Source organism: Mesorhizobium robiniae, from assembly GCF_040545535.1.
GTDB lineage: Bacteria > Pseudomonadota > Alphaproteobacteria > Rhizobiales > Rhizobiaceae > Mesorhizobium > Mesorhizobium robiniae.
In genome coordinates this window covers 253,418-273,463 of the sequence record NZ_JBEPMC010000005.1, presented here as the reverse complement: position 1 = coordinate 273,463, position 20,046 = coordinate 253,418, and the positions used below count along the sequence as shown (strand labels likewise).

Annotated in this window: 15 protein-coding genes and 1 pseudogene; 8 read left to right on the top strand and 8 right to left on the bottom strand. The window is 57.9% G+C overall.

All coding sequences use genetic code 11. The features are described 5' to 3' along the window. Positions 1–219 precede the first annotated feature (219 nt). The 4 genes from ABID19_RS16120 to ABID19_RS16105 all read left to right on the top strand — a co-directional run bounded on the left by ABID19_RS16120 (position 220) and on the right by ABID19_RS16105 (position 4,727). Entirely contained in the window at positions 220–1,500 is a 1,281-nt protein-coding gene (locus tag ABID19_RS16120) for a glycosyltransferase (protein ID WP_435528737.1), read from the top strand. Positions 1,501–1,733: 233 nt separating this feature from the next. Continuing rightward, a complete protein-coding gene (locus tag ABID19_RS16115; protein WP_354491991.1) occupies positions 1,734–2,717 on the top strand; it encodes a class I SAM-dependent methyltransferase in 984 nt (327 codons plus the stop codon). Positions 2,718–2,746: 29 nt separating this feature from the next. Next, positions 2,747–3,706 carry a glycosyltransferase family 2 protein gene (locus tag ABID19_RS16110; RefSeq protein ID WP_354491990.1) on the top strand — a complete coding sequence of 320 codons (960 nt, stop codon included), beginning with the start codon at positions 2,747–2,749 and terminating at the stop codon, positions 3,704–3,706. A 40-nt stretch (positions 3,707–3,746) separates the two neighbouring features. Then, positions 3,747–4,727 (top strand): DUF707 domain-containing protein, encoded by a 981-nt coding sequence (locus tag ABID19_RS16105; protein ID WP_354491989.1) that lies wholly within the window; start codon positions 3,747–3,749, stop codon positions 4,725–4,727. Here the strand turns inward: ABID19_RS16105 and ABID19_RS16100 are convergent. From ABID19_RS16100 to rfbF, 4 genes and pseudogenes are all read right to left on the bottom strand, one after another. Beyond that, a complete protein-coding gene (locus ABID19_RS16100; RefSeq protein ID WP_354491988.1) occupies positions 4,714–5,868 on the bottom strand; it encodes a class I SAM-dependent methyltransferase in 1,155 nt (384 codons plus the stop codon). The two genes, ABID19_RS16105 and ABID19_RS16100, sit on opposite strands and share 14 nt — an antisense overlap. A 56-nt stretch (positions 5,869–5,924) precedes the next feature. Then, a complete protein-coding gene (locus ABID19_RS16095; RefSeq protein ID WP_354491987.1) occupies positions 5,925–7,172 on the bottom strand; it encodes a class I SAM-dependent methyltransferase in 1,248 nt (415 codons plus the stop codon). Positions 7,173–7,198: 26 nt separating this feature from the next. Then, positions 7,199–8,242, bottom strand: coding sequence for an NAD-dependent epimerase/dehydratase family protein (locus ABID19_RS16090; RefSeq protein WP_354491986.1), 1,044 nt, complete (start codon positions 8,240–8,242; stop codon positions 7,199–7,201). Positions 8,243–8,249: 7 nt separating this feature from the next. After that, positions 8,250–9,017, bottom strand: a pseudogene (gene rfbF, locus ABID19_RS16085) (glucose-1-phosphate cytidylyltransferase); the annotation flags it as partial. Positions 9,018–9,105: 88 nt separating this feature from the next. Here rfbF and ABID19_RS16080 point away from each other — a divergent pair. From ABID19_RS16080 to ABID19_RS16070, 3 genes are all read left to right on the top strand, one after another. Continuing rightward, positions 9,106–9,930, top strand: coding sequence for a PIG-L deacetylase family protein (locus ABID19_RS16080; RefSeq protein WP_354491985.1), 825 nt, complete (start codon positions 9,106–9,108; stop codon positions 9,928–9,930). 287 nt (positions 9,931–10,217) lie between these two features. Then, positions 10,218–10,970, top strand: a complete 753-nt coding sequence (locus ABID19_RS16075; RefSeq protein ID WP_354491984.1) for an FkbM family methyltransferase — start codon at positions 10,218–10,220, stop codon at positions 10,968–10,970. A gap of 11 nt (positions 10,971–10,981) precedes the next feature. Further along, the gene (locus ABID19_RS16070; RefSeq protein ID WP_354491983.1) at positions 10,982–13,063 is read left to right on the top strand and encodes an oxidoreductase; all 2,082 of its coding nucleotides are present in this window, start codon (positions 10,982–10,984) and stop codon (positions 13,061–13,063) included. On the opposite strand, the gene ABID19_RS16065 is transcribed toward ABID19_RS16070, so the two are convergent. Genes ABID19_RS16065 through ABID19_RS16055 form a run of 3 tightly spaced genes read right to left on the bottom strand, consistent with a single transcriptional unit; the run spans position 12,976 to position 17,374 of the window. Then, positions 12,976–14,337 carry a glycosyltransferase family 4 protein gene (locus ABID19_RS16065; RefSeq protein ID WP_354491982.1) on the bottom strand — a complete coding sequence of 454 codons (1,362 nt, stop codon included), beginning with the start codon at positions 14,335–14,337 and terminating at the stop codon, positions 12,976–12,978. The genes ABID19_RS16070 and ABID19_RS16065 overlap by 88 nt on opposite strands. Further along, positions 14,334–15,782, bottom strand: a complete 1,449-nt coding sequence (locus tag ABID19_RS16060) for a lipopolysaccharide biosynthesis protein (protein ID WP_354491981.1) — start codon at positions 15,780–15,782, stop codon at positions 14,334–14,336. Before ABID19_RS16060 ends, ABID19_RS16065 begins: the two co-directional genes overlap by 4 nt. Then, entirely contained in the window at positions 15,779–17,374 is a 1,596-nt protein-coding gene (locus ABID19_RS16055) for a DUF4214 domain-containing protein (RefSeq protein WP_354491980.1), read from the bottom strand. Before ABID19_RS16055 ends, ABID19_RS16060 begins: the two co-directional genes overlap by 4 nt. A 291-nt stretch (positions 17,375–17,665) precedes the next feature. Between ABID19_RS16055 and ABID19_RS16050 the strand changes: the two genes are divergently transcribed. Continuing rightward, on the top strand, positions 17,666–18,799 hold the full coding sequence (locus tag ABID19_RS16050; RefSeq protein ID WP_352938548.1) for a glycosyltransferase family 4 protein: 1,134 nt from the start codon (positions 17,666–17,668) through the stop codon (positions 18,797–18,799). A gap of 173 nt (positions 18,800–18,972) precedes the next feature. Here the strand turns inward: ABID19_RS16050 and ABID19_RS16045 are convergent, their stop codons facing one another. After that, on the bottom strand, positions 18,973–20,043 hold the full coding sequence (locus ABID19_RS16045; protein WP_354491979.1) for an adenylate/guanylate cyclase domain-containing protein: 1,071 nt from the start codon (positions 20,041–20,043) through the stop codon (positions 18,973–18,975). Between the last annotated feature and the right edge of the window lie 3 nt (positions 20,044–20,046).

Here is a 20,046-nt window from a genome sequence, read left to right as displayed (position 1 = left end):
TTGAGGTGTGCTTAGGCCCATCGAAGTAGGAGCCGTACCTCGTTGGAGTATATCTGGTCTCGGGAGGCGGCGGAGCTTAACCCGATAGACAGCTTGTTTGCACGGAACGGACGACACACAGTCGTTGAGCATCCGGGCAACACAGAATTCCCGAAAGGTGCCAACGTTCCGGGAGGGCAATTCATGCGCCATGTGCGACAGCCAAAAGCAACCACCATAATGGGCCGTGACACCAAACATTTTCGATCCCTCAGCAAGGCGCCATTTGCTGCCATCGACCGCAACGCGCGCATCGCCGTCGTGCATGACTGGTGCCCGAATTTTCGGGGAGGGGAACAGGTCCTAGCTCGGATCTGCAAGATTTTTCCGAGAGCCGAGGTCTTCACCCTATTTGATTTTCTCCCAGCGGAAGTCAAAGACGAGTTTTTTCGAGACGTAGTTTTTCACGTTTCTCCGATGAACCGATTTCCATTCGTGGAAAAGTACTACAGGTCCTTATTTTTTCTCTGCCCGTTTATGATCGAGCAATTTGATGTCACAGGATATGACGCAGTAATTTCTTCTTCGGCCGCGTTCTCTCGAGGCGTTCTCACTCGCCCAGACCAACCACACCTTTGCTATGTGCACAGTCCGGTGCGATATGCGTGGGACGAACAATTCTCCTATTTGCAGCAAGCCCGCTTGGGATTCGGGCCGAAGGGTCTGGCCTTTCGTTATATGCTTCACAAGCTGCGGACTTGGGACACCCGTACGGCACACGGGCCTGATTTGATGCTGGCAAACTCGAACTATGTTCGCTCCCGGATCGAACGGATTTACGGCCGCGACGCGCGGGTAGTCCATCCGCCCGTGGCCACCGAGAAACTTAAATTCGTCGCCAGCAAGGATGACTACTACGTAACTGCCGCGTTCCACGCCCCGTATAAACGTACGGATCTGATAATTGAGGCGTTCAGCAAAACTCCGTCGCGTCGCCTGATTGTTGTGGGCGACGAAGTACAATCTAAGCATCTCCGCTCGCTTGCTGGTCCAAACATAATCTTCACTGGTTATCTTCCGCGGCATGAATACGTCGAAAAAATCGCCAATGCTCGTGCGATGGTGTTCGCTGGATGCGAGGATTTCGGGATAACGCTTGCCGAGGCCCAGGCGTGCGGTACTCCTTTGATCGCCTTCGGCCGTGGCGGTGCCCGCGACATTGTCCGGCCGCTTGGCGAGAGCATCCATCCGACAGGTGTGCTCTTCGACCGTCAAGCCGTCGATTCTGTAGCTGAGGCAATTGATCTATTCGAGGAAAATGCGGTGTCCATTACGCCGCACGCCTGTCGTATGAACGCGACCCGGTTCTCCGAGGAAAGGTTCGACCTGGCGATACTCGACGCTCTTGGCTTGGCCCGGTCTGTCCAGCTCGGTCGCGCAACCGTGCACAATGAACTCTTCGGAGCCGAGAGTTCGACGCGCGATATAACCGATTCTCTTGCCGAGCCAATTCTACAATGAATTCGGTTGACCTTCACATGACAAGCAACAGCAAAGCGCTTCGACCGACCGCGTGTCCGTGCTGCTCGGCGCCCGTTAGCCGGTCAATCTACCGGGTCGAAGCCATCCCGGTACATAGCTGCGTCCTGCTTAACTCGGCCCAAGAAGCCCATGCCTTTCCTCGTCGCGACCTTGACCTCGCATTCTGCGAAGCATGCGGGTTCATATTCAACAGGGCCTTTGACGAAACGATCATGGGTTACTCGACCAATTTTGAGGAATCCCAGCATTTTTCCAGCACTTTCAACAGTTTCGCGAAGGGACTTGCACGCGAGATTGCACAAAAATGTGCGATAACTGGCAAGCACGTGTTGGAGATCGGCTGCGGCAAGGGTGAATTTCTCCGCGAACTTTGCATATCCGGCGGTGCCACTGGGCTCGGCATCGATCCAGGTTATCGAGCTGACAAAGGGCGCAGTGAAGAACACGGCGACGTTAAGATCATCATCGATTTTTTCGGACCAGATTACCAACATCTCCAAGCGGATACCGTCCTTTGTCGCCACACGCTCGAACACGTAAGTTCCGTGTCGAGTTTCGTGCGGCTGATCCGCAAGATGATCGGTAAAAGGACCGAAGATTGGGCCGTCTTCGAAACGCCCGATGCAAAACGTGTGCTCTTAGAGAGCGCGTTCTGGGACATTTACTACGAGCATTGCTCCTATTTCAGTCCCGGCACCCACGCACGCCTGTTTCGCCAAGAAGGATTCGACGTTACCGATCTGGAACTCGTCTACGACAATCAGTACATCGTTCAGTACGCTCGGCCGTCGGCAGGTCGGACCGCATCGAGACTGCCGCTCGAGGACGATCTGGAGGTGATGCACCGTTTGGCGGAAACCTTTCCCGCCCGCGTGCGAGCCGTTCAGAACGCCTGGCAGGAGCGCATTCGCGCTGCGCATGCCGACGGCCGGCGGGTCGTTCTGTGGGGCGGCGGTTCCAAAGCGGTGTCGTTCCTGACGACCTTGCAGCTTGGAGACGAAGTCTGGGCAGCAGTCGACATTAACCCCTATAAGCAAGGCAAGTTTACGCCCGGAACCGGTCACCCGGTCATCGCGCCAAGCGACCTCTTGGACGCTCCGCCTGACCTCGTCATCGTCATGAACCCGATTTACCTGAATGAAGTGGCGCTATCCTTGAAAGCGCTGGACCTGCGACCGGAAATCGTCGCGGTCTGATCGCACTTTCATCAAAGAAGAACCCGGAAATGGAACACTCCAAGCCGCCAAAAGTATCCCTTGGTATGCCCGTCTACAACGGCGAGAATTTCGTCTCCGAGGCGATCCAGTCGATCCTCGAGCAAGACTTCACCGATTTCGAACTTGTCATCACCGACAATGCTTCGTCAGATAGAACCGCCGACATATGTCTGGAATTCGCTCGGCGGGACAAGCGCGTCCGCTATGTCCGAAATCCACGCAATTTGGGCGCCGCAGCCAATTTCAATCGAGCTTTCGAATTGAGCTCGGGCGCATATTTCAAGTGGTGCGCACACGATGACGTCTTGGGTCGCGGTTTCCTGATGGACTGTGTGCGTGCGCTCGACGACGATGCCCGCCACGTCATTGCCTATCCGCGCTTATTGGGAATCGACGAGACCGGGCAACTGACTTCCTATGTCGAACGGGTGCTGCAGGACATGGAAGGATCGTCGCCCGCATCCCGCTTCCGGGTGATGATTGCGGCCCATGGATGGGATGCGGCGATGTTTGGTCTTTGGCGCCGGGATTCCCTAGCCAAAACGACATTGCACGAGCCCTACTATGGCTCCGATTGTGCGCTTTTGGCCGAGATGGCTCTTCTCGGGTCCTTTGTTCGCGCGCCCAACGCCATACTATATAGCCGTGACCATCCGACGCGCTCGGTGCGATTGCCGAGCTCCGAACGATTGGCTTGGCAAAATCCAGACCGCTCTACCGCGAACGCCTTTGAATTGTCGAGGCGGGTAAAACACCTCGTCGCGATTGCCTATCGGCACAGGCGGACAGCACCGCTGGGTATGACGCTGTTTCATCTGGTTGGATGGATCTTGGATCCGCTGCTCATCGCGAGATTTTGCCTGGAACTTGTAGGCGTTGTTTCTCCGCAGCTTCGTATCAAGCTGCGCGGCGCCGGTCTGGGGGCACTGAAACGCATTCATGCCGTCTCAAATCGATCTCCTGGCTAGAAACGAGTGATCTGGTGCGACGTCTGCCGGGAGGCTTTGAATGAACTTTCGCCAAGTTACGCCCGCGGCAGTGTCAGCCTTCCGAAGATTGCCGGAGGGCTCGGGCAAGAGAAATCTGGTTATCGTCCGGGCGGGGCGTAGCTCGTTGCATGCCGGCTGGACGGAGGGGACGGTCGAAGCCGACTTCGATCTTCTCGTCGCCGCCTACGAGGCTGGCGTCTCTCATGGACAGAACGATTTGAGCGTATTTCTGCCGGGGCGCAAGATCGCAGGGTATCATGCCTTGTTCCAATGCTACCCTGAAATTGTGACGCGATATGACCTCATTGCACTGATCGACGATGATATCGAGGTGACGAAGCTGGACTTGAATCGTCTGTTCGCAATCGGGCGCCAATATAAATTAGATCTGTTTCAGCCAGCGTTGTCATGGGATAGTTATTTCTCCTACGCAGCGACACTTGTCAGCGGCAAGAGATACTTGTTGCGATACACCAACACGGTCGAAATGATGTGTCCGGTGTTCAGCGCAAGGTGTCTGCAAACCGCGTTGAAGCTATTCGGGCTTGGCTACGAGACGGGAATAGATCTTCTTTGGACCCGCCTGACCGACATGCCCTGGTTGCGCTACGCCATAATTGACGACGTCGTTGTAAGACACACGCGGCCGGTCGGGACAACAAAGTCGCTTCAAGGCTTCGCTGCCAACGAACGCTACGACATACAGGTCGATGCCGTGCTGAAGAGGTTCGGCACTGCGTTTCGCGGGTTCGTAACCTATGCAGCGGTCGACCGGCGCGGGCAACTCGTCCGGTCCCGCTTTCTGATCGGACTTAACTCCCTGTCCCTCTGGCGGGCGCTGTTCAGGACGCCGGTCAATTGGACGCAATTTATGCGTCGGTCGACCGACTATACGCGACATTGCTGGTCGAGACCGGTCAACCTGCAACGGATCGACGTCGATGGAGTCGGAATGCCAGGCCGTCAGCCGCAAAGGGCGGGTCGGCTCACGCCACGATGATATCCGGCGCGAGACCAAGCCTGTTCGCCGCCTGGGCAACTTCGTCTCGATAGAGCGGGTTCATCACGATGATCGACTGCAAGGGTCTGCCGCGCAGGCTCTCCGGCCCAATCACGGGTGTGCCTGTGCCTGGAGCAAAGCGCCCCTGCTTGTGCGGGTTGACGTCGACCAGAGCGCTTATCCGCGGTCCCAGCGGAACGACGTTGACGAAAGTGATGCCCTTTGATCCTGCACCCCAGACAACGGTCTGCTCTGGATCCCGTCCTGCAAGGTAATCGCGCCACCAGGCGACCTTGTCGCGATAGGTTTGGTCGAAGCGGCGGACCAACGCGTCTATCTCCCCAGAGATTGAAAAATCGCCGCCGGTTTGGAGAGGCTTTGCTTCGATGAAGAGGTACTGGTTACCGAACGACGCGCCTTGGTCCAGCACCTCGAACCCTGCTTCCTGGATCGCTGTCCGCAGCGAGTGAGGCGTAAAGTAGGAAACGTGCTCATAGATCAGATCCCAGATTCCCATGTCGCGCAATGTATAGAGGGCATTAGGCACCTCGATGTAAAATACGGTACTCGGCCCAACGCCTGGATGGGAACGAAGCCCTTGCAGGAAGGCGATCGGGCTAGCTATGTGTTCCAGGACGTGACGGCATGAAACGAAGTCAGGTTTGACGTCCGGATAGGCATCGCCGAACCAGTCGTTGATGAACTCAACGCCGGCGACGTTTTCGCCCCGATTATCTTCGAAGCTCCTGTCGAAACCAATGCCTCTGGCGCCGCTGGTTGAGCAAAGCCGCTTGAGGAAATCCCCCTTGCCGCAACCGATGTCCACGACCGTTTTTCCGTCGAGTGCGTAGGCAGTGGACAGGCGACCGGCGAGATCCTCGACGAAGGCCACGAAGCGGGGCGAAAAATGCAGGGAATTCTCGTAATTTTGCGTATAGCCGATCCGACCGTCTTCGAACGCCGCGTTGAAGAAATGTTCACAACTGCGGCAAAACGCGAGAACGAATTGGCCAGTCGGTGCAGCGACGGCCGAGTTTGCGTCAGGGTGCAGAGAGTTGCAGGAAAACGGAATGGCTTCGAATGACACCGAGTGCAGCAAATCCTTCTGCCGACAGACCGGACAGTCGCCGCGAAGACGCATCGAATTCTTCACCGGTTCGCACGGCTCGGCGCAGGCACCGCTTCGGACTTGCACGGTCACACGATCCGCGGGGTCGGCACGGGAACGATGAATTTTCCGCCCCTAGCTCGATATTCAGCCTGTTGTTCCATGATTTCATCAAGGAAGTTCCAGGCAAGCACTAGAACGTAGTCAGGTTGCGCCTCCAACAGAGCTTCCGTAGAGCGGATAGGAATTTTCTGACCGGGCATGTGCTTGCCCTGCTTGTGAACGTTGCGATCGACGACGAAGTCGATGAGATCGCGTCCGATGCCGACCGTGTTGATCAAGGTGGCGCCTTTTGCCGCCGCCCCATAGGCAGCAATTGAGGCGCCGTTAGCCTTCAGTCGGTGCAACAATGCGGAGAGATCAATTTTCAACTTGTCGACCGTCGCGGAAAAATCAATGTAGTAATCGATGGCGTCGATACCTTGCCCCCTTTCATGAGCAAGCAGGTCCCTGACGCTTGCTCCGACACGCTCTTGCAGTTCGACGTAAAGGCGAATTGAACCGCCGTGAATCGAGAGCTGCTTTACCTCGTTGAGATAAAGGCCATGCCTGCGAAACAGCTTGTCCAATGCCGTCACTGAAAAATAGCACAAGTGTTCGTGGTAGATCGTATCGAACTCGCAATGCTCGATCATTGGTTCGACATACGGCGCCTCCAGCACCGCAACGCCGTCGTCCTTGAGCAACAGCGCAATGCCTGCAACAAAACCGTTCGTGTCGGCCACATGCGCGAGCACATTGTTTGCGTGAATTACGTCGGCTCGCACGCCCTGTCTGCGAAGTGACTCAGCCAGTTCGCGCGTGAAGAAAGCTACGTGCGTTGGCACGCCGAACTCGCTGGCGACGGCAGCAGGCCCATCGGCGGGGTCGATGCCAAGAACTGGAATGCCCGCTTCGACATAGTTTTTCAGGAGATAGCCGTCGTTGCTTGCCAGCTCGATTACAAAACTGCCCGAGTGTAAGCCGCGACGCTCAATCAAATCGAGCACATTGTCTCGAGAATGCCGTAGCAGTGCCTGCGAAAACGAGGAGTAGTAGGGATAGGCATCGGCAAACAGGATCCTGGGGTTCACCGTTTCTGTGATCTGCACCAAGCTGCAATCGCCACAGAAGGCGACACTGAGCGGAAAGACAGGCTCCTCTTCGCCATCGTCGATGCTCGATGGAAGCCGATCGGCAAGAGGCGTCGTGCCGAGCTTCAGGAAAGTATCGATGTGACTTCCGCCGCAGGAGCGGCAGACCTGCTCGGTTACGGATGCTGCTCCAGCAATCATCATGGCCATGGCTCCCGGTTGTGTTTTGCTCAAACCGCCATCGCCAACTGCGGCGTCCGGCGCAAATCGGCGTCCAGTTCGCCATTTTGGATCAGCTTTTGCACATGGGCGATCCGCTTGAACCGCTCGCCCTCGAAATCCCCAAGTGCAAGGCCTGCTGCGCGAAATGTGTAGTAGAGCTGTTCGATACCGCGCCGCGCTGTCCATTGCGGCTTAAACCCGTGCAGGCGGCGACCAATATAGGTGCAGTCGACGCGATAGCACCGCTTGTCTGGACCGGCGTCGGGCGCGAACTTCACGCGGCTGTCGGGAACGACCGCTTGCACGAGCGCCGCGATCTCCCGAATCTGATAGTTTTCCGTGGTCAAGCCGACATTGAATGCCTCGTTGTGGACCAGCTCTCGCTCGGCTTCGAGTACGGCGATGTAGGCCTGCGAAATGTCTTCCACGTGGACGATCGGACGCCATGGCGAGCCGTCGCTTTTGAGGTAAACCAGGCCGGTTGTATAAGCCCAGGCGGTCAGATTGTTGACCACGAGATCGAAGCGGATGCGAGGCGACAGGCCGTAGGCAGTGGAAGCGCGCAGGAACGTCGGGCTGAACGATTGATCCGCCATCGGCGCGACTGCGCGCTCCACATTCGCCTTTGAGGCGCCGTAGGGCGTAACCGGATTGAAGGGAGCATCTTCAGTCAGAAAGCTGTCGCCTGCTGCGCCGTAATTGCTGCAAGACGAGGCGTATAGGAACCGCTGGACTCCGGCGGCCTTGGCGAGTCGCGCAAGCCTTACCGAAGCGCCGCAGTTGATCTCTTCGGTAAGGAGGGGTCGGTAGTCTCCCAACGGATCGTTTGAAAGTCCGGCGAGATGGATGATCGCGTCGAAGCCGGCGACATCGTCGATTTCGATGTCACGGATGTCTTTCTCGATCGTCGGCACTTCGGCCAGCTTCCCTACGAAAGTGCATGACCGGAAGATGTCGCTGTCTAGGCCCGTGACGTGATGGCCGCGGTCAAGCAGCATCGGAGTCAGGACGGAACCGATGTAACCGAGGTGGCCTGTAACCAGAACTTTCATCGTTCAATTCCCATGTTTTCCAGGGGGCCTGCCCGCTGTCCCACAATTTCTGAAGGAGATGCTTTTCCCGGATGGTATCCATGCATTGCCAGAAGGATTCGTGGCGATATGCCATCAGTTGGCCGTCGGCCGCGAGCCGCTGCATTGGCGCGTGTTCGAACATGACGTCGTCGCCGTCGATATAGTCCTTTATGCCCGGCTCGAGCACGAAGAAGGCGCCATTGATCCAACCCTCTGAGGCCTGCGGCTTTTCTGTGAAGTCGACAACGCGATGGCCATCGAATTCGATGTGCCCATAGCGTGCTGGCGGACGTACCGCCGTCATCGTTGCGAGCTTGCCATGCGACTTGTGAAAGGCGATCAGGTCATCGAGGTTGACGTCCGAAACGCCATCGCCCCAGGTGAGCATGAACGTCTCGTCGCCCATCCAGTCGATCAGGCGTTTTATACGGCCGCCCGTCAGCGTGTTCAGCCCCGTCTCTACAAGATCAACGGACCAATTAGGCAGCGAGTTCGAATGGCGCTTGACGCTTCCCGATGCCGCATTGACCGTCAAGCTGCCATCGAATGCGACATAGTCGCTGAACCAGCGTTTGATGTATTCGCCCTTGTATCCCAACGCGACCGCGAAATCGCGGTGGCCATAGGCATAGTAATGCATCATGATATGCCAAAGGATCGGCTTCGCTCCGATCTCGACCATTGGCTTCGGCCGGATCTCCGTTTCTTCCGCTAGGCGCGTTCCCAATCCGCCAGCAAGAATTCCTACCTTCATTGTTTTCTCACCCCAACTGCTTACTGTTTTGCTACCATGCGTAGGTCAGGTTGGACCACACCGAAGAACGGATGATCGGAAACCATCGATGCGTGACGTCAGGCATACAATTGGCGCTATGCTCGATAGAGCGATGCATAAGGGGTCTCATCCATTCGACGTAGCAGACTGGCAGGCGTCGGCGGTCGTCATTGCACCCCATCCCGATGATGAGACATTGGGATGTGGAGGGGTCGCCAGCAAGAAGTTTAGCGCCGGCGCCGACGTCCGGTTTATTTTCGTTACCGACGGTTCGGCATCTCATTCAGATCGGCTTGATATGGAGGCACTGCGGATCGCGCGCGAAAACGAAGCGATCGAGGCTGTTTGCCGGTTGGGCGGGTCGGCCGATCGGGTGAGATTTCTGCGTATTCCCGACGGCGTGGCAAAGCATCATGTCGGCGAGATCGCAGACGCAATCGTTCAGTTGCTGTTCGCTTGGCAGCCACAGAGCGTGTACGTCACGCATGCAAAGGAGCCGCCTGCCGACCATGTTGCCACCAATCTTGGCGTGCGAGGCGCGCTTAAGCTGTATGGCCGGCGCGTGACGGTGTTCGAATATCCTGTCTGGTATTGGTATCAGTGGCCCTGGGTCCGTCTGCACGACGATGTGCATGGATTCAATCGCACCGCATTCCGGCAAACAGCCCGGACTCTTGCCGGCTTGCGCGGCATTAGGATGTTCAATTCCCATGCCTATATCGGCGACATGATCGATGTAAAATGTCACGCGCTGGCAGCGCACCGGTCCCAGATGGAGCGGCCGGCGGGCCTCGACGATTGGCCTACCCTGGCGGATGTAGGTGGGGGTGATTTTCTAAAGCGGCTGCTGAGCGACCACGAGATGTTCACGCGATACGAGGTTTACGCGTGAGCGCCGTCTTCGCCTCTTCATGCGCCACTTAAAGCGCTTCGTGTTTGAAGGATTCATGCAACGCGCTTTAAGTCTTTGTTTCTTACCCCAAAACCGCTGCGCACTTTTGGGCGACATGCATTAGGCAAACACACATCGGAGGTACCGCCAGACCGGCAAAAGTATGAGCAGACCACCTGATGTATAACTCGAAGGTGGCCATTCATTCTGCCATCTTCGGACGGTGCAACTCGATGCGCCGCACTGAGCTTGGCCCTGGATGTGAGATCGGCCAATGAGGACACTGTATGAGACTGGCGACGAAGCTCCGCAATGTCTTCTACAGCATGCCTGTCGTTGCAGCGGGTGAAGCTGCCGGCCTGAGGATCTTTTCGCGCGGCGCGGACCCCGATTTTGCGAGAGGGACTTATGAGTTTCCGATACAGGAAGCAATTGTATCGCTTCTGGAGCCGGGCAATGTGTTCTATGACGTTGGCGCCAACATCGGTTTCTTCTCACTGATCGCAGCGCGTCGCGTCGGCTCGCATGGCCAAGTCTACGCATACGAGCCTGTCCCCCGAAATGCCGCAGCCATCAGGCGAAGCCGAGACGTCAACAGGCTGAGCACCATTCAGGTTTTCGCCGAAGCGGTTGGGGCGGTGACCGGCGATGCCGAATTGTTGCTGGCGCGCCACCTCGGTGGCGCAACGCTCGCCAATGTCTCCACGCCGCCGGATGTGAATGGGCGCCTCAGCGTCAGGACGACGACACTCGACGATTCGATCGCCAGATACGGCCTCAGGCCGCCAACCCTCGTCAAGATCGACGTCGAGGGTGCAGAAATCGACGTACTTCGCGGCATGACAGCGGCGCTGACCGCATATCGCCCGAAGGTCATTTGCGAGGTGGATGCGGCAACGAAAAGCGGGCTCGATCACAAGGCACGCGAAATCATCGGGTTCTTGGCCACAGCCGGCTATGCCGTGTCTTCCTTGCCTGCCGCTTATGCCAACGACGGCTGGCAGGTCGAGCACATTGTCGCGCAGCCCATGCCGACGTGAGGAGGTCTTCGTTGCTGCGTCTTGACTGGGCAGGGATTGCTGAAAAGGCCGAGCCCGGCGTTGTCCGGCCGGAGGTTCTTCTCGCAGACAGTTTTCAGGACGATCGCACCCGCGGGACGGTGATTGGGACCTTGGCGACAGCGGGAGGAGTGAGGCTCGGACGCGACATCGAACGCCAGATCGCGATCGATCACGGTGCACTTCGTTTCCAGCCACTCGTCAGGCCCGGCTGGGGCCGGCAAGGGATCTCCTACGGTCCCTTTCAACGAGAGGCTGGTCTGGTGCTGTTGGTCTCGATCACCAACGGCCACAACACGTCGCAGGGATCGCCGCTGCCCGACGACATCGCCAGGCGGGTCTACCGTTGGCTGCGGGGACCCGGCATCGACCCGTGGCCCGGCCGTCTGATGTCGTTGATACGGGCGCCACGAAAGAGGCTCACCCTTCGCCGCCTTTGGTGGTGGGTGCTCAGCACGCCTTGGACCTATCGGGGTCCGAACATCAACGAGAACCTGGCTGTCGGGTGGTTCCCCAGTGAGGCGCCGGTTAATCCCGTGGAAGAGGGCTGCGGCTTTGTCGTGCATGCCGCCGAAGGCGAAAACGGCGAGCTGTGGGCTCGCGTAGGAAAGCAATGCCTGAGTGCGTTCCGACGTCTGAAGAACCTTCATCTCTATTATGTCGTAGCGCTGCGGGAGCAGGGCGCCGTCTATTATGTGGCCGCTGACCAAGAAGCCCACGGGGTTGCCGCATTTCCGATGATGCGTCCTATCGCGATCGATCCTTTCAACAAGGACGAAAAGCTGTTTGCAGGTGTGCATCAGTCGGCACTTGGCCAGATAGGGTTTCGGGTCGACACACGCGTCCAAGCGGTTCATGTCGGGCGGATACCTGGATTCTCTAGCGAGTTTAGCACCGCCCATGCTGCCGATGCACACGTAGAAGGCTTGCCGGGGCAGGTCGCCGCAATCGGGGGGCGGTGGCGTTTCTTGCAAGACGCTGGCGACAATCTATCCATCGTCGATCCTGGCCAGCCTTCAGGATTGATCCACGGGCTGCTTGAAATTTCCGCAGCCTCTGATGTGTGTGGTCTTGTCTGGCGGTTTCGGGACAAGGACAATTTCTGGCTGCTGAAACTTTCGACGCGTGAATGCACCTTGGTCAGCAAACAATTGGGGAGCGAGATCACGATCGCGACCAATGCGGGGCACACGTTGCGCGAGCGTTCTACCCATTCGGTCCAGATCCTTGACTGGAACGGTCAGGTGAGCTGCTTCCTGGATGGGGCTCGCCTTTTCGACCTGTCTGCTGAGGCCGGTCCAATCGAGAGTGCGACAGGAGTGGGTATATGGAAAAGCTCCGACAGCGAGCCGCGCTGGCATAGCTTCGAGGCTCATCCTTGCGAAATTCCCATACCAGTGATGGCGCCCCTGGAGGCGCCGTGGAACCACCGCGGAGCAAGCCTGTCCTACGCCGACGATTTTACTGGTGCTGCCGGCGAACTGGATCGCCGCACGACGGAACTGGGCGGCGGACAATGGGCAAGAACACTGGGAACCGGGGTCATCGACGTCGACGGGCTGGGCAGCGCCCGTGTGCGCGCCAGTGTAGACAGACCGAACCCGGGTCGCACATTCTATTCGCTGCCGTGGGATCTACCGGGGTTCAGCGATCTCGAGGTTACAATCAAGCCTCCTGGGGAGCGCCGGGGCCAAGATCAGCGCAGCCGGGCGGGACTGCTTTTCTGGCAAGACAGCGACAACTACGTTTGTGTCACGACTTGGCTCGATGATGTCTACCCAGGTGCTTCAATTTCGGTGTTCATCAAGCGACTTGGCTTTGAGGAACTTTATGACGCGGTCTGGACTAATGTGGCGGACAAGGTCGTTTGGGGAAAATGTTTTCGCATGCGCGTTGCATTCGACGGAAATCGGTTTGCGGTCTTGATCGACGACGAACTGGTGATGCAGCGAAGCCTCACCGACATCTATCCCGATGACGCTGCCCTTCAAATTTTGCGGGTCGGACTCGCCGTCAACTGGGAGTGGGGAGATGACACGGGCTCGGTGTTCACGTCGTTCAAGGCCCGGCGCTGAACGAAAGTGCGGTTTCGCTTTCCGAGCTGTGAACGGTGGGTGGCGATGGCCTTGTCGTATAGGGTCCGGGTCGACTGGGCTATCCTTTCCCAAGCATAAAGATCGGCGACGCGCGCGGCTCCCCGGTTCCCCAGTTTCGCCGCTCGCGCTGGATCTTTGAGAAGGTCGATGATTTGGGCTGCAAGCGCATCCGGGTCATTCTTCTCAACCACGACGCCACCGCCAGTCGCTTCCACAATCTCCGTCATGCCGCCGACGCGAGTGGCTACGACAGGGGTACCATTCGACAGCGCCTCGATCAGGCTCATTCCGAAGGACTCGCTGAGAGAGGGATTTACCAGAAGCGATGCTTCGGCATATCGCTCGGCCAGTTTTTCGTAGGGCAGCGTAGCGACGAAGCTCACGGTGGGAGCGATCGCCGGCGGTATCATCGCACGCAGCGCGGCATCATAGGACCCGAGATACGCACTACCGCCGTGGTAGAAGCGAGCGAGATCGCGGACTTCGCGGTCCGCGCTCAGGTCAATCAGGAATTCACGAGGAAGCGTTGCCGATGGGCCGACGATCTCGAGGCGGGCATCGGGACAGGCCGCAACAACGGTCTGCCAGGCCTCAATCAGTGTGTGGATGCCTTTTTCGGGCGACACACGGCCAACGAACAATACCTTTCCCGGTATTCGCGCTACGGTGACGTCCTGGTTCGTGGGCGCTCCATTCGGCAGGACTGCGAAAATTGGGCCCATTTCAGCAAAGCGCGTGCGCGCCGCGGTCACGACATGGTCTGAGCACCCGACGGCGAGATCGGTGGCGGCAAGCGCTCGTTTCATTGCATGGCGGTCAAGTTCTGCGAGCCAGTCACAGTGCATGTGCAACACGATTGCTGCTTGCGGCGCCGCCCTTCGAATGGCGGGTACGTATTGCGGAAAATTCTGGATGTGGATCACGTCGGGCGAGAGACGGCGTATCGTCCGAATGGCCTGGGCGAGAAAGTCAAATGCATAGACACTTTGTGCAACCAAAGGCGAGCGCGGCCGGACGCGGCTCCAGAGGCGGGACGCCAGGCTCCATACGCGTGCCGGCGCGCATTTGAGCAACTCAAAACATACACCGTCGATTTCCATCTGGGCCGGCATCCCGCGCAGGCGCCGAGCGATTATGGTCGTGTCGCAATCTGCACCCAGCCGCCTCGCGACTTCATACGTCCAAATGCCGATCGAGTTCTGGATCGGGGGCGTGACCGTGTCAAAAGGCTGGCTCAGGATTACGACCTTCATCGAGCCCTCAGCCTTAATACAAAATTGCGTGCGTTGAGCAGGTCAGGGCGCACCAGCACGAAGGAAGCTGCTGCATAAACGCCCGCGCCAATCAAGATACCGCCGGCCAGTACGATTCCAGGCGCGGCATTCGCCGGGGCACCGCGCAGCCATGCGCTGACGACTGCAAACATCAAGATCGAAGCGACGGCAAGCCGTGGGAAAATCACCAGCGGCCTCAAAACGTCGATGTGGGCAAGTCTCTGAACCTGGATGAGGAAGACCGGTAGAAGCAGAACGTTGCTAGCCACGAGGGCGGCAATGGCCCATTCGAAGCTGATCTGCACGCCCCCCGTGATCAAGGCGAGAGCCAGCACCGTATAGACCATGTTCAGTTTCAGGAGCAGGCCCGAGCGGCCGAGCGCCAGGATCGTGAACGAGCAGAGGCTGTCAACGGTGCGTTGGACGCCCAAAACCATGAGTATCTGTACAGCCGCTACGCCAACCGACCACTGCTGGCCGAAGATGAAGGGAACAGCGATCGGCGCGACCGCGGCAAAACCAAAAAAGGCCGGAAAACCTATTATACCCGCCACGCGCACGGTTGCGTTGAAAAAGCTGTTTATCTTTTCCGGCTGAGCCTGGATGCGAGACACGGTTGGCAAGGTGATGGCCATGAGCGGCCAGAGCAACGATTCCACCAGGAGATCGAGAGGTCGACGCGCAAGCGCATATATACCCACGGCATGAGGGCCGAGGAATGCGCCGAGCACAATCTTGGGCAGCTCGTCGTTCGCGAAATTCCAGAGCGTTTGCAGGACAAGAGGGCCGGCAAATCCGAACAGCTCCCGAATGCGGACGTAGGAGAATCTGAAATTTGGCCGCCAGGAACTTCCGAAAAGAATAATGGCGGTTTCAACTGCGGCCTTCGTGAGTTGCATCCAAACGAGGCTCCACACGCCAAAACCTGCGATAGCCATGCCTACGCCCAACGCGCCGCCGACTACCGAGCCTGCAAGCGTGCGCACGGCGAACAGCCGAAAATTCAGCTGCCGCTTGAGGATCGCCGCCGGTACGACACCGAATGCCTGGATCACAACGATGGCGCTGGTCCATTTTACGAGCGCCTCCAAGTGCGGTTGGTCGAACGCGGCCGCGATGGCGCCGGCGGATATCCAGATAAGTGCAGTGATCGCAGCGCCTGTCGCCGCAAGGAGGCAGAAAGCCGAATCCAGGTGAATGGGATCGATTTCCTCGCGCTGGATAATCGCGTCGGGTAGACCCCTCGTTACCGGAGCGGCCAGAATATTGGGCACCACCATGGCGAGCGCAGCGAGCCCGAATGCCTCTGGGCCAAGGTGGCGAGCCAGCACCACAAATACGCCGAACATGGCGATCTGTCGGCCCCAGGTCTCGACGGCGGCCCAAACAGCGCCACTAACGACCTGTCGGCCGAAAACGTTCATTGAACCGCCTGCTGAGACTCGTTGGGAAACAGAACCGTGTGTCTGGAGCGAAATTCATACGAGTGGATCAACTCCGCCACGATCTGTTCGCCACTCACCTTGCCGCTGTTCAGTTTCGACACATAAACGGAAAGCCCATTGTTGTCCGGCTCCCGTCCAAGCAGCAGCCGATAGAGAAGGGCTACGTATTGCGCATTTCCAAGCCCAACTGGCCGATTTTCAGTCCTGAATTCAACCGAATGCAACAGCTTCGTCAGTGTCGGAAATATAGATGGATCCTTCTTCATCGCGACGACCTCGCGCCACTGTTCGGTCGGAGAGGGCATGCGATGCAAGATCAGACAATAGGCATATGCAACCTGGTTGGCGTGGTTGAAGGCAGACTTGTCGAACGCATCAAGCGAACAGGGGTGAAATGTACCGGTGCCCACAACGGCGGGCACCGACGTCTGGTCCGGCGGCGGCGGGGTCTTCGTCGAGACCGTCGGCGAACTGGTAACTGCATTGCCGTCTGCAATGATTTTCTTCACGGCATCATATGCCAGCTTTTGCCCGCTCGGTGCCCATAGCCCGTGGTCGCGCTTCTTCAGGCGGACAAGGCCCATGAAGGCCTCATAGCTTGGCGCCCAGTATGGCTCGTCGAGCAGTTCGTAGATATGGGCAGCCTGCAGTCCGTATAGAGATTGATATCTGCGCAGGAGTGTCATGGTCTCGACCAGACCTTCGGCCTGCTGTTTTTCCCCTCGTTGGCTGCCGCCACTGTGATTGAACTCTGTCAGCCAGATGGGTTGGCCGAATGTCGCCAGGAATTTGAATGCTTCCTCCGGGTCACCTTCGTAAAGATGCCAGACCGAAATATCCCATCTGATACCGTCCTGCAGCATGCGGGTGAATGCTGCACGGTGACCCCAGCCGGCAGTCCCCATGGCCTTTTTTATCGTCGGATCCACTGCGATGGTTGCATCCGATAGACCGCGCAGCACTGCGCTCGCCTTTGCCCAGCGCGGACTGAAATAGTCGGATGTCACGGTGCCGCCGGCAGGGCCCCAGGAGCAGTTGTATTGTATTCCGCTGTCTTGCATCTCGCAGGGCATCAAGATCGCATAGTTCTCCATCTCATTGCCAAGTTCCCAAATGCGGATGTCGTCCTTGAAGCGGGATACGAGCGTCGACGCGAGGCGATAGGCCTGCGCATAGAGGTCATCGACAGTTCCATTGTCGAGGTCGAGGTCGGGCGTGATTACAGGTAGGATTTGGACCCCGCGCTCCTTGCCCGCCTTGACCAGATCGGCAAGTCTGGCGGCGCTGTCGGCGCTCGAAATGTTGACCCGATATGACTTCATGCCGAGGTCGCGGACGTAGTCGAGCTGCTGTTCGATCGATATCCCGTGATAAGCGTTGAAGGGATGTCCATTTACCCCCCAGAGTAGGTCCGCTGCGCACGAGGCCGTCATACCCAGCAGACATGCCAGGATTGTCCATAGACGTCTGGTCGGGGCGACGGCCCGTCCAACGAGACTTGGTTGCGACGGATTGGTCGACCGCTGCATTAGCGCGAACTTGCTTGTCTTGCGCCAGATATCATGCGGCATCACTCCATTCGCTGAACTCTGCCTGAGATTCATCCGGGCACGACGATTGAGATCTGCCGCACCACTCAACCCAGTCTACCACCGCCGCGCCACGCGGAACCTCACACATTCGGCGTAGACACTCAGGATTTGCCACGCCATTCGGATGAAAGCTGCCCCGAAAATTGTTCCGGGCAGAACGACCGGCTACGTCCCAAAGGCCAAGATGACCCGGCCGTCTCGGTCATCCAAAGTCGCGGAGTTGAGACATAGCGCTGGTGACCAAAACCTGTCGCCCGGACGTGGTTCGCGATGACACGACATTGGACGATCAACGGCCGTTTTCTCGCGCAGCCGACCACCGGAGTTCAGCGGTACGCACGCGAGATCGTTTCGGCGCTGGATGCCTTGATCGTGGGCCAAGCTCCCTTGGCACGGGATCTGACCCTCGAGCTGCTGGTCCCGCCGGGGGCGCTTGACAATTTGCCCTTGGCCGCCATCCGTGTCCGGACTGTCGGCAGCTTCGGTGGGCATGCGTGGGAACAAGCCGTGCTTCCTGCCTACTCTCGCGGCGGCCTGCTCAGCCTCTGCAACACGGGCCCTCTGACTGTACGCCAGCAGGTTCTTTGCATTCACGACCTCAATACACGAGCATGCCCGCAGAGCTATTCACTTCCATTTCGGCTCCTTTACCGCACCTTAGTTCCCGCCTTGGGCAGGACCGCGCGTAAGGTTGCGACCGTGTCGCAGTACTCTGCGGTTGAACTGGCGCGCTATGGCGTGTGCCCGCCGGCAAAGGTCGAGGTTGTAAGCAACGGGCATGAACATGCGCTGCGATGGACCCCCGGTCACTCGGAACAAACACTGGCCGTTGCCGGTCCTAGGACAATCGTCGTACTTGGCAGTTCGATCCCGCACAAAAATGTCGGTCTGATCACCGGCATGCACCAACGACTTGCCGCTGCGGGGCTACAGGTTGTTGTGGTGGGTGCATCCACGTCCCGTGTCTTCGGCAGCACTGACAACAAGAAGTCGCCTAACATCATCTGGCTGGGGAGAAGGTCAGACGCTGAACTCGGCGCGCTTCTGAGCGATTGCTTGTGCCTCGCGTTCCCCTCTCTGGTTGAAGGTTTCGGACTACCGCCCCTCGAAGCCATGACGCTAGGATGTCCGGTGGTCATGTCGGATCGTGCCAGTCTGCCCGAAATCGGCGGGAATGCGGTTTTGTACGCATCGCCTTGCGATGAGAACGCATGGTTCGATTGTTTCATGCGCCTGGTCCACGAGGAAGGCCTAAGAACCAAATTGATCGCACGCGGTCGTGCGAGGGCGGCCCGATTTCAGTGGGCCGCGTCGGCTCAGCGATATTTGGAACTGATGGCCAGCGTGGATGGATTTCCAAAAGTGCCGCCGCCGCTTAGCAAAGCCGAATACTGTCTGAATTAGCAACTTGCCGCCCCATTCGGAACAACCGTTTTGGGACAGTATGGCGCGGCCTTGTCGGGGCCACGCCCAGGTGGTGTAGCTGCCGGGCTTGAATAGCGCGATAGCTTCCAACTGCTCCGACTAGATGTTCGCTTCGTGTGGCTTGCACCGGCCAGGCCTTCCGCTGACGGACGTCAGGCCGGGAGCCGCCACATTCGCACACGACCTGTACCACGCAATTCCGTTTCCGCGAGTGGATCGCAGGCAAAATTTGGTCCAAGCAGTTTGCGAGTTGCATCCGAAACACGGATTTCATCGGGCTCCGCTGACGTTTGAATACGTGCGGCGAGATTAACGGTCTCGCCCCACAGGTCATAGGCAAACCGTCTTTTGCCTATGACGCCCGCTACGATTGGTCCTGAGTGAATTCCAATCCTGAGTCTTAGCGGTTGTCCCGCGAAGCGCTCGAGCTTAACCGCCTTCCGCAGTTCAAGTGCATAGCGCGCAAGGGCTTCTGCATGATCGGATCGCGCGGCGGGCAGGCCAGCGACCACCATCACACAATCGCCGATTGTCTTGATCTTTTCGCAGCCGTATCGTTCCGAGAGCAGATCCGCCGCCTTGAAGAAGTAATTTAACATAGCGAGCGTCGTCTCGGCTCCGACGCTCCGCGCTCTTTCCGTAAAGCCGACGATGTCGGCAAAAAGCACACTCACCTCAGCGTGGTTGTCTGCAATTTGTTCGTCCGCTTTTAACCGCTCCGCGATCGACGCCGGAAGAATGTTGAGGAGTAGGTTTTCGGCGCGCTGGTATTCACGCGACAATCCCTCTTGGCTCTGCCTCAACGCCTCGTTCATCAATTGTAATTTTTCGTTGAGTTGGCGCTCCCTCTCTTGCAGGAGCGTCATTTCATAAGCCTTCTGTTGAAGCCGCTGTCTATTGTCGCGTTCGGCAGTGGCGTCAAGAAAGAGCAGCCATACGTAGGCATTGTCAGCAAAAAGATGAAGGTCCGCGACACGCCCGCTGGGCAGCTCGACCATGGCCATATGATATGGCAGCTCCGGGCAAGGCAGCAAACCCTCCATGAATTCAAGCTGCTCGGCAACAGGCCTACCAATGCGAAGTGATGAGAGTCCGTAATGTTTTACACTACCGCCCTTCGCAGCGATGCAAAGCTGGGCATCAATTTTCAGATATGCGACAGAGTGCTCGTTGTAGAAGAAATCGTAAATCCAGCTTCTGACTTCTCTTGGCAATCCATGCATGAT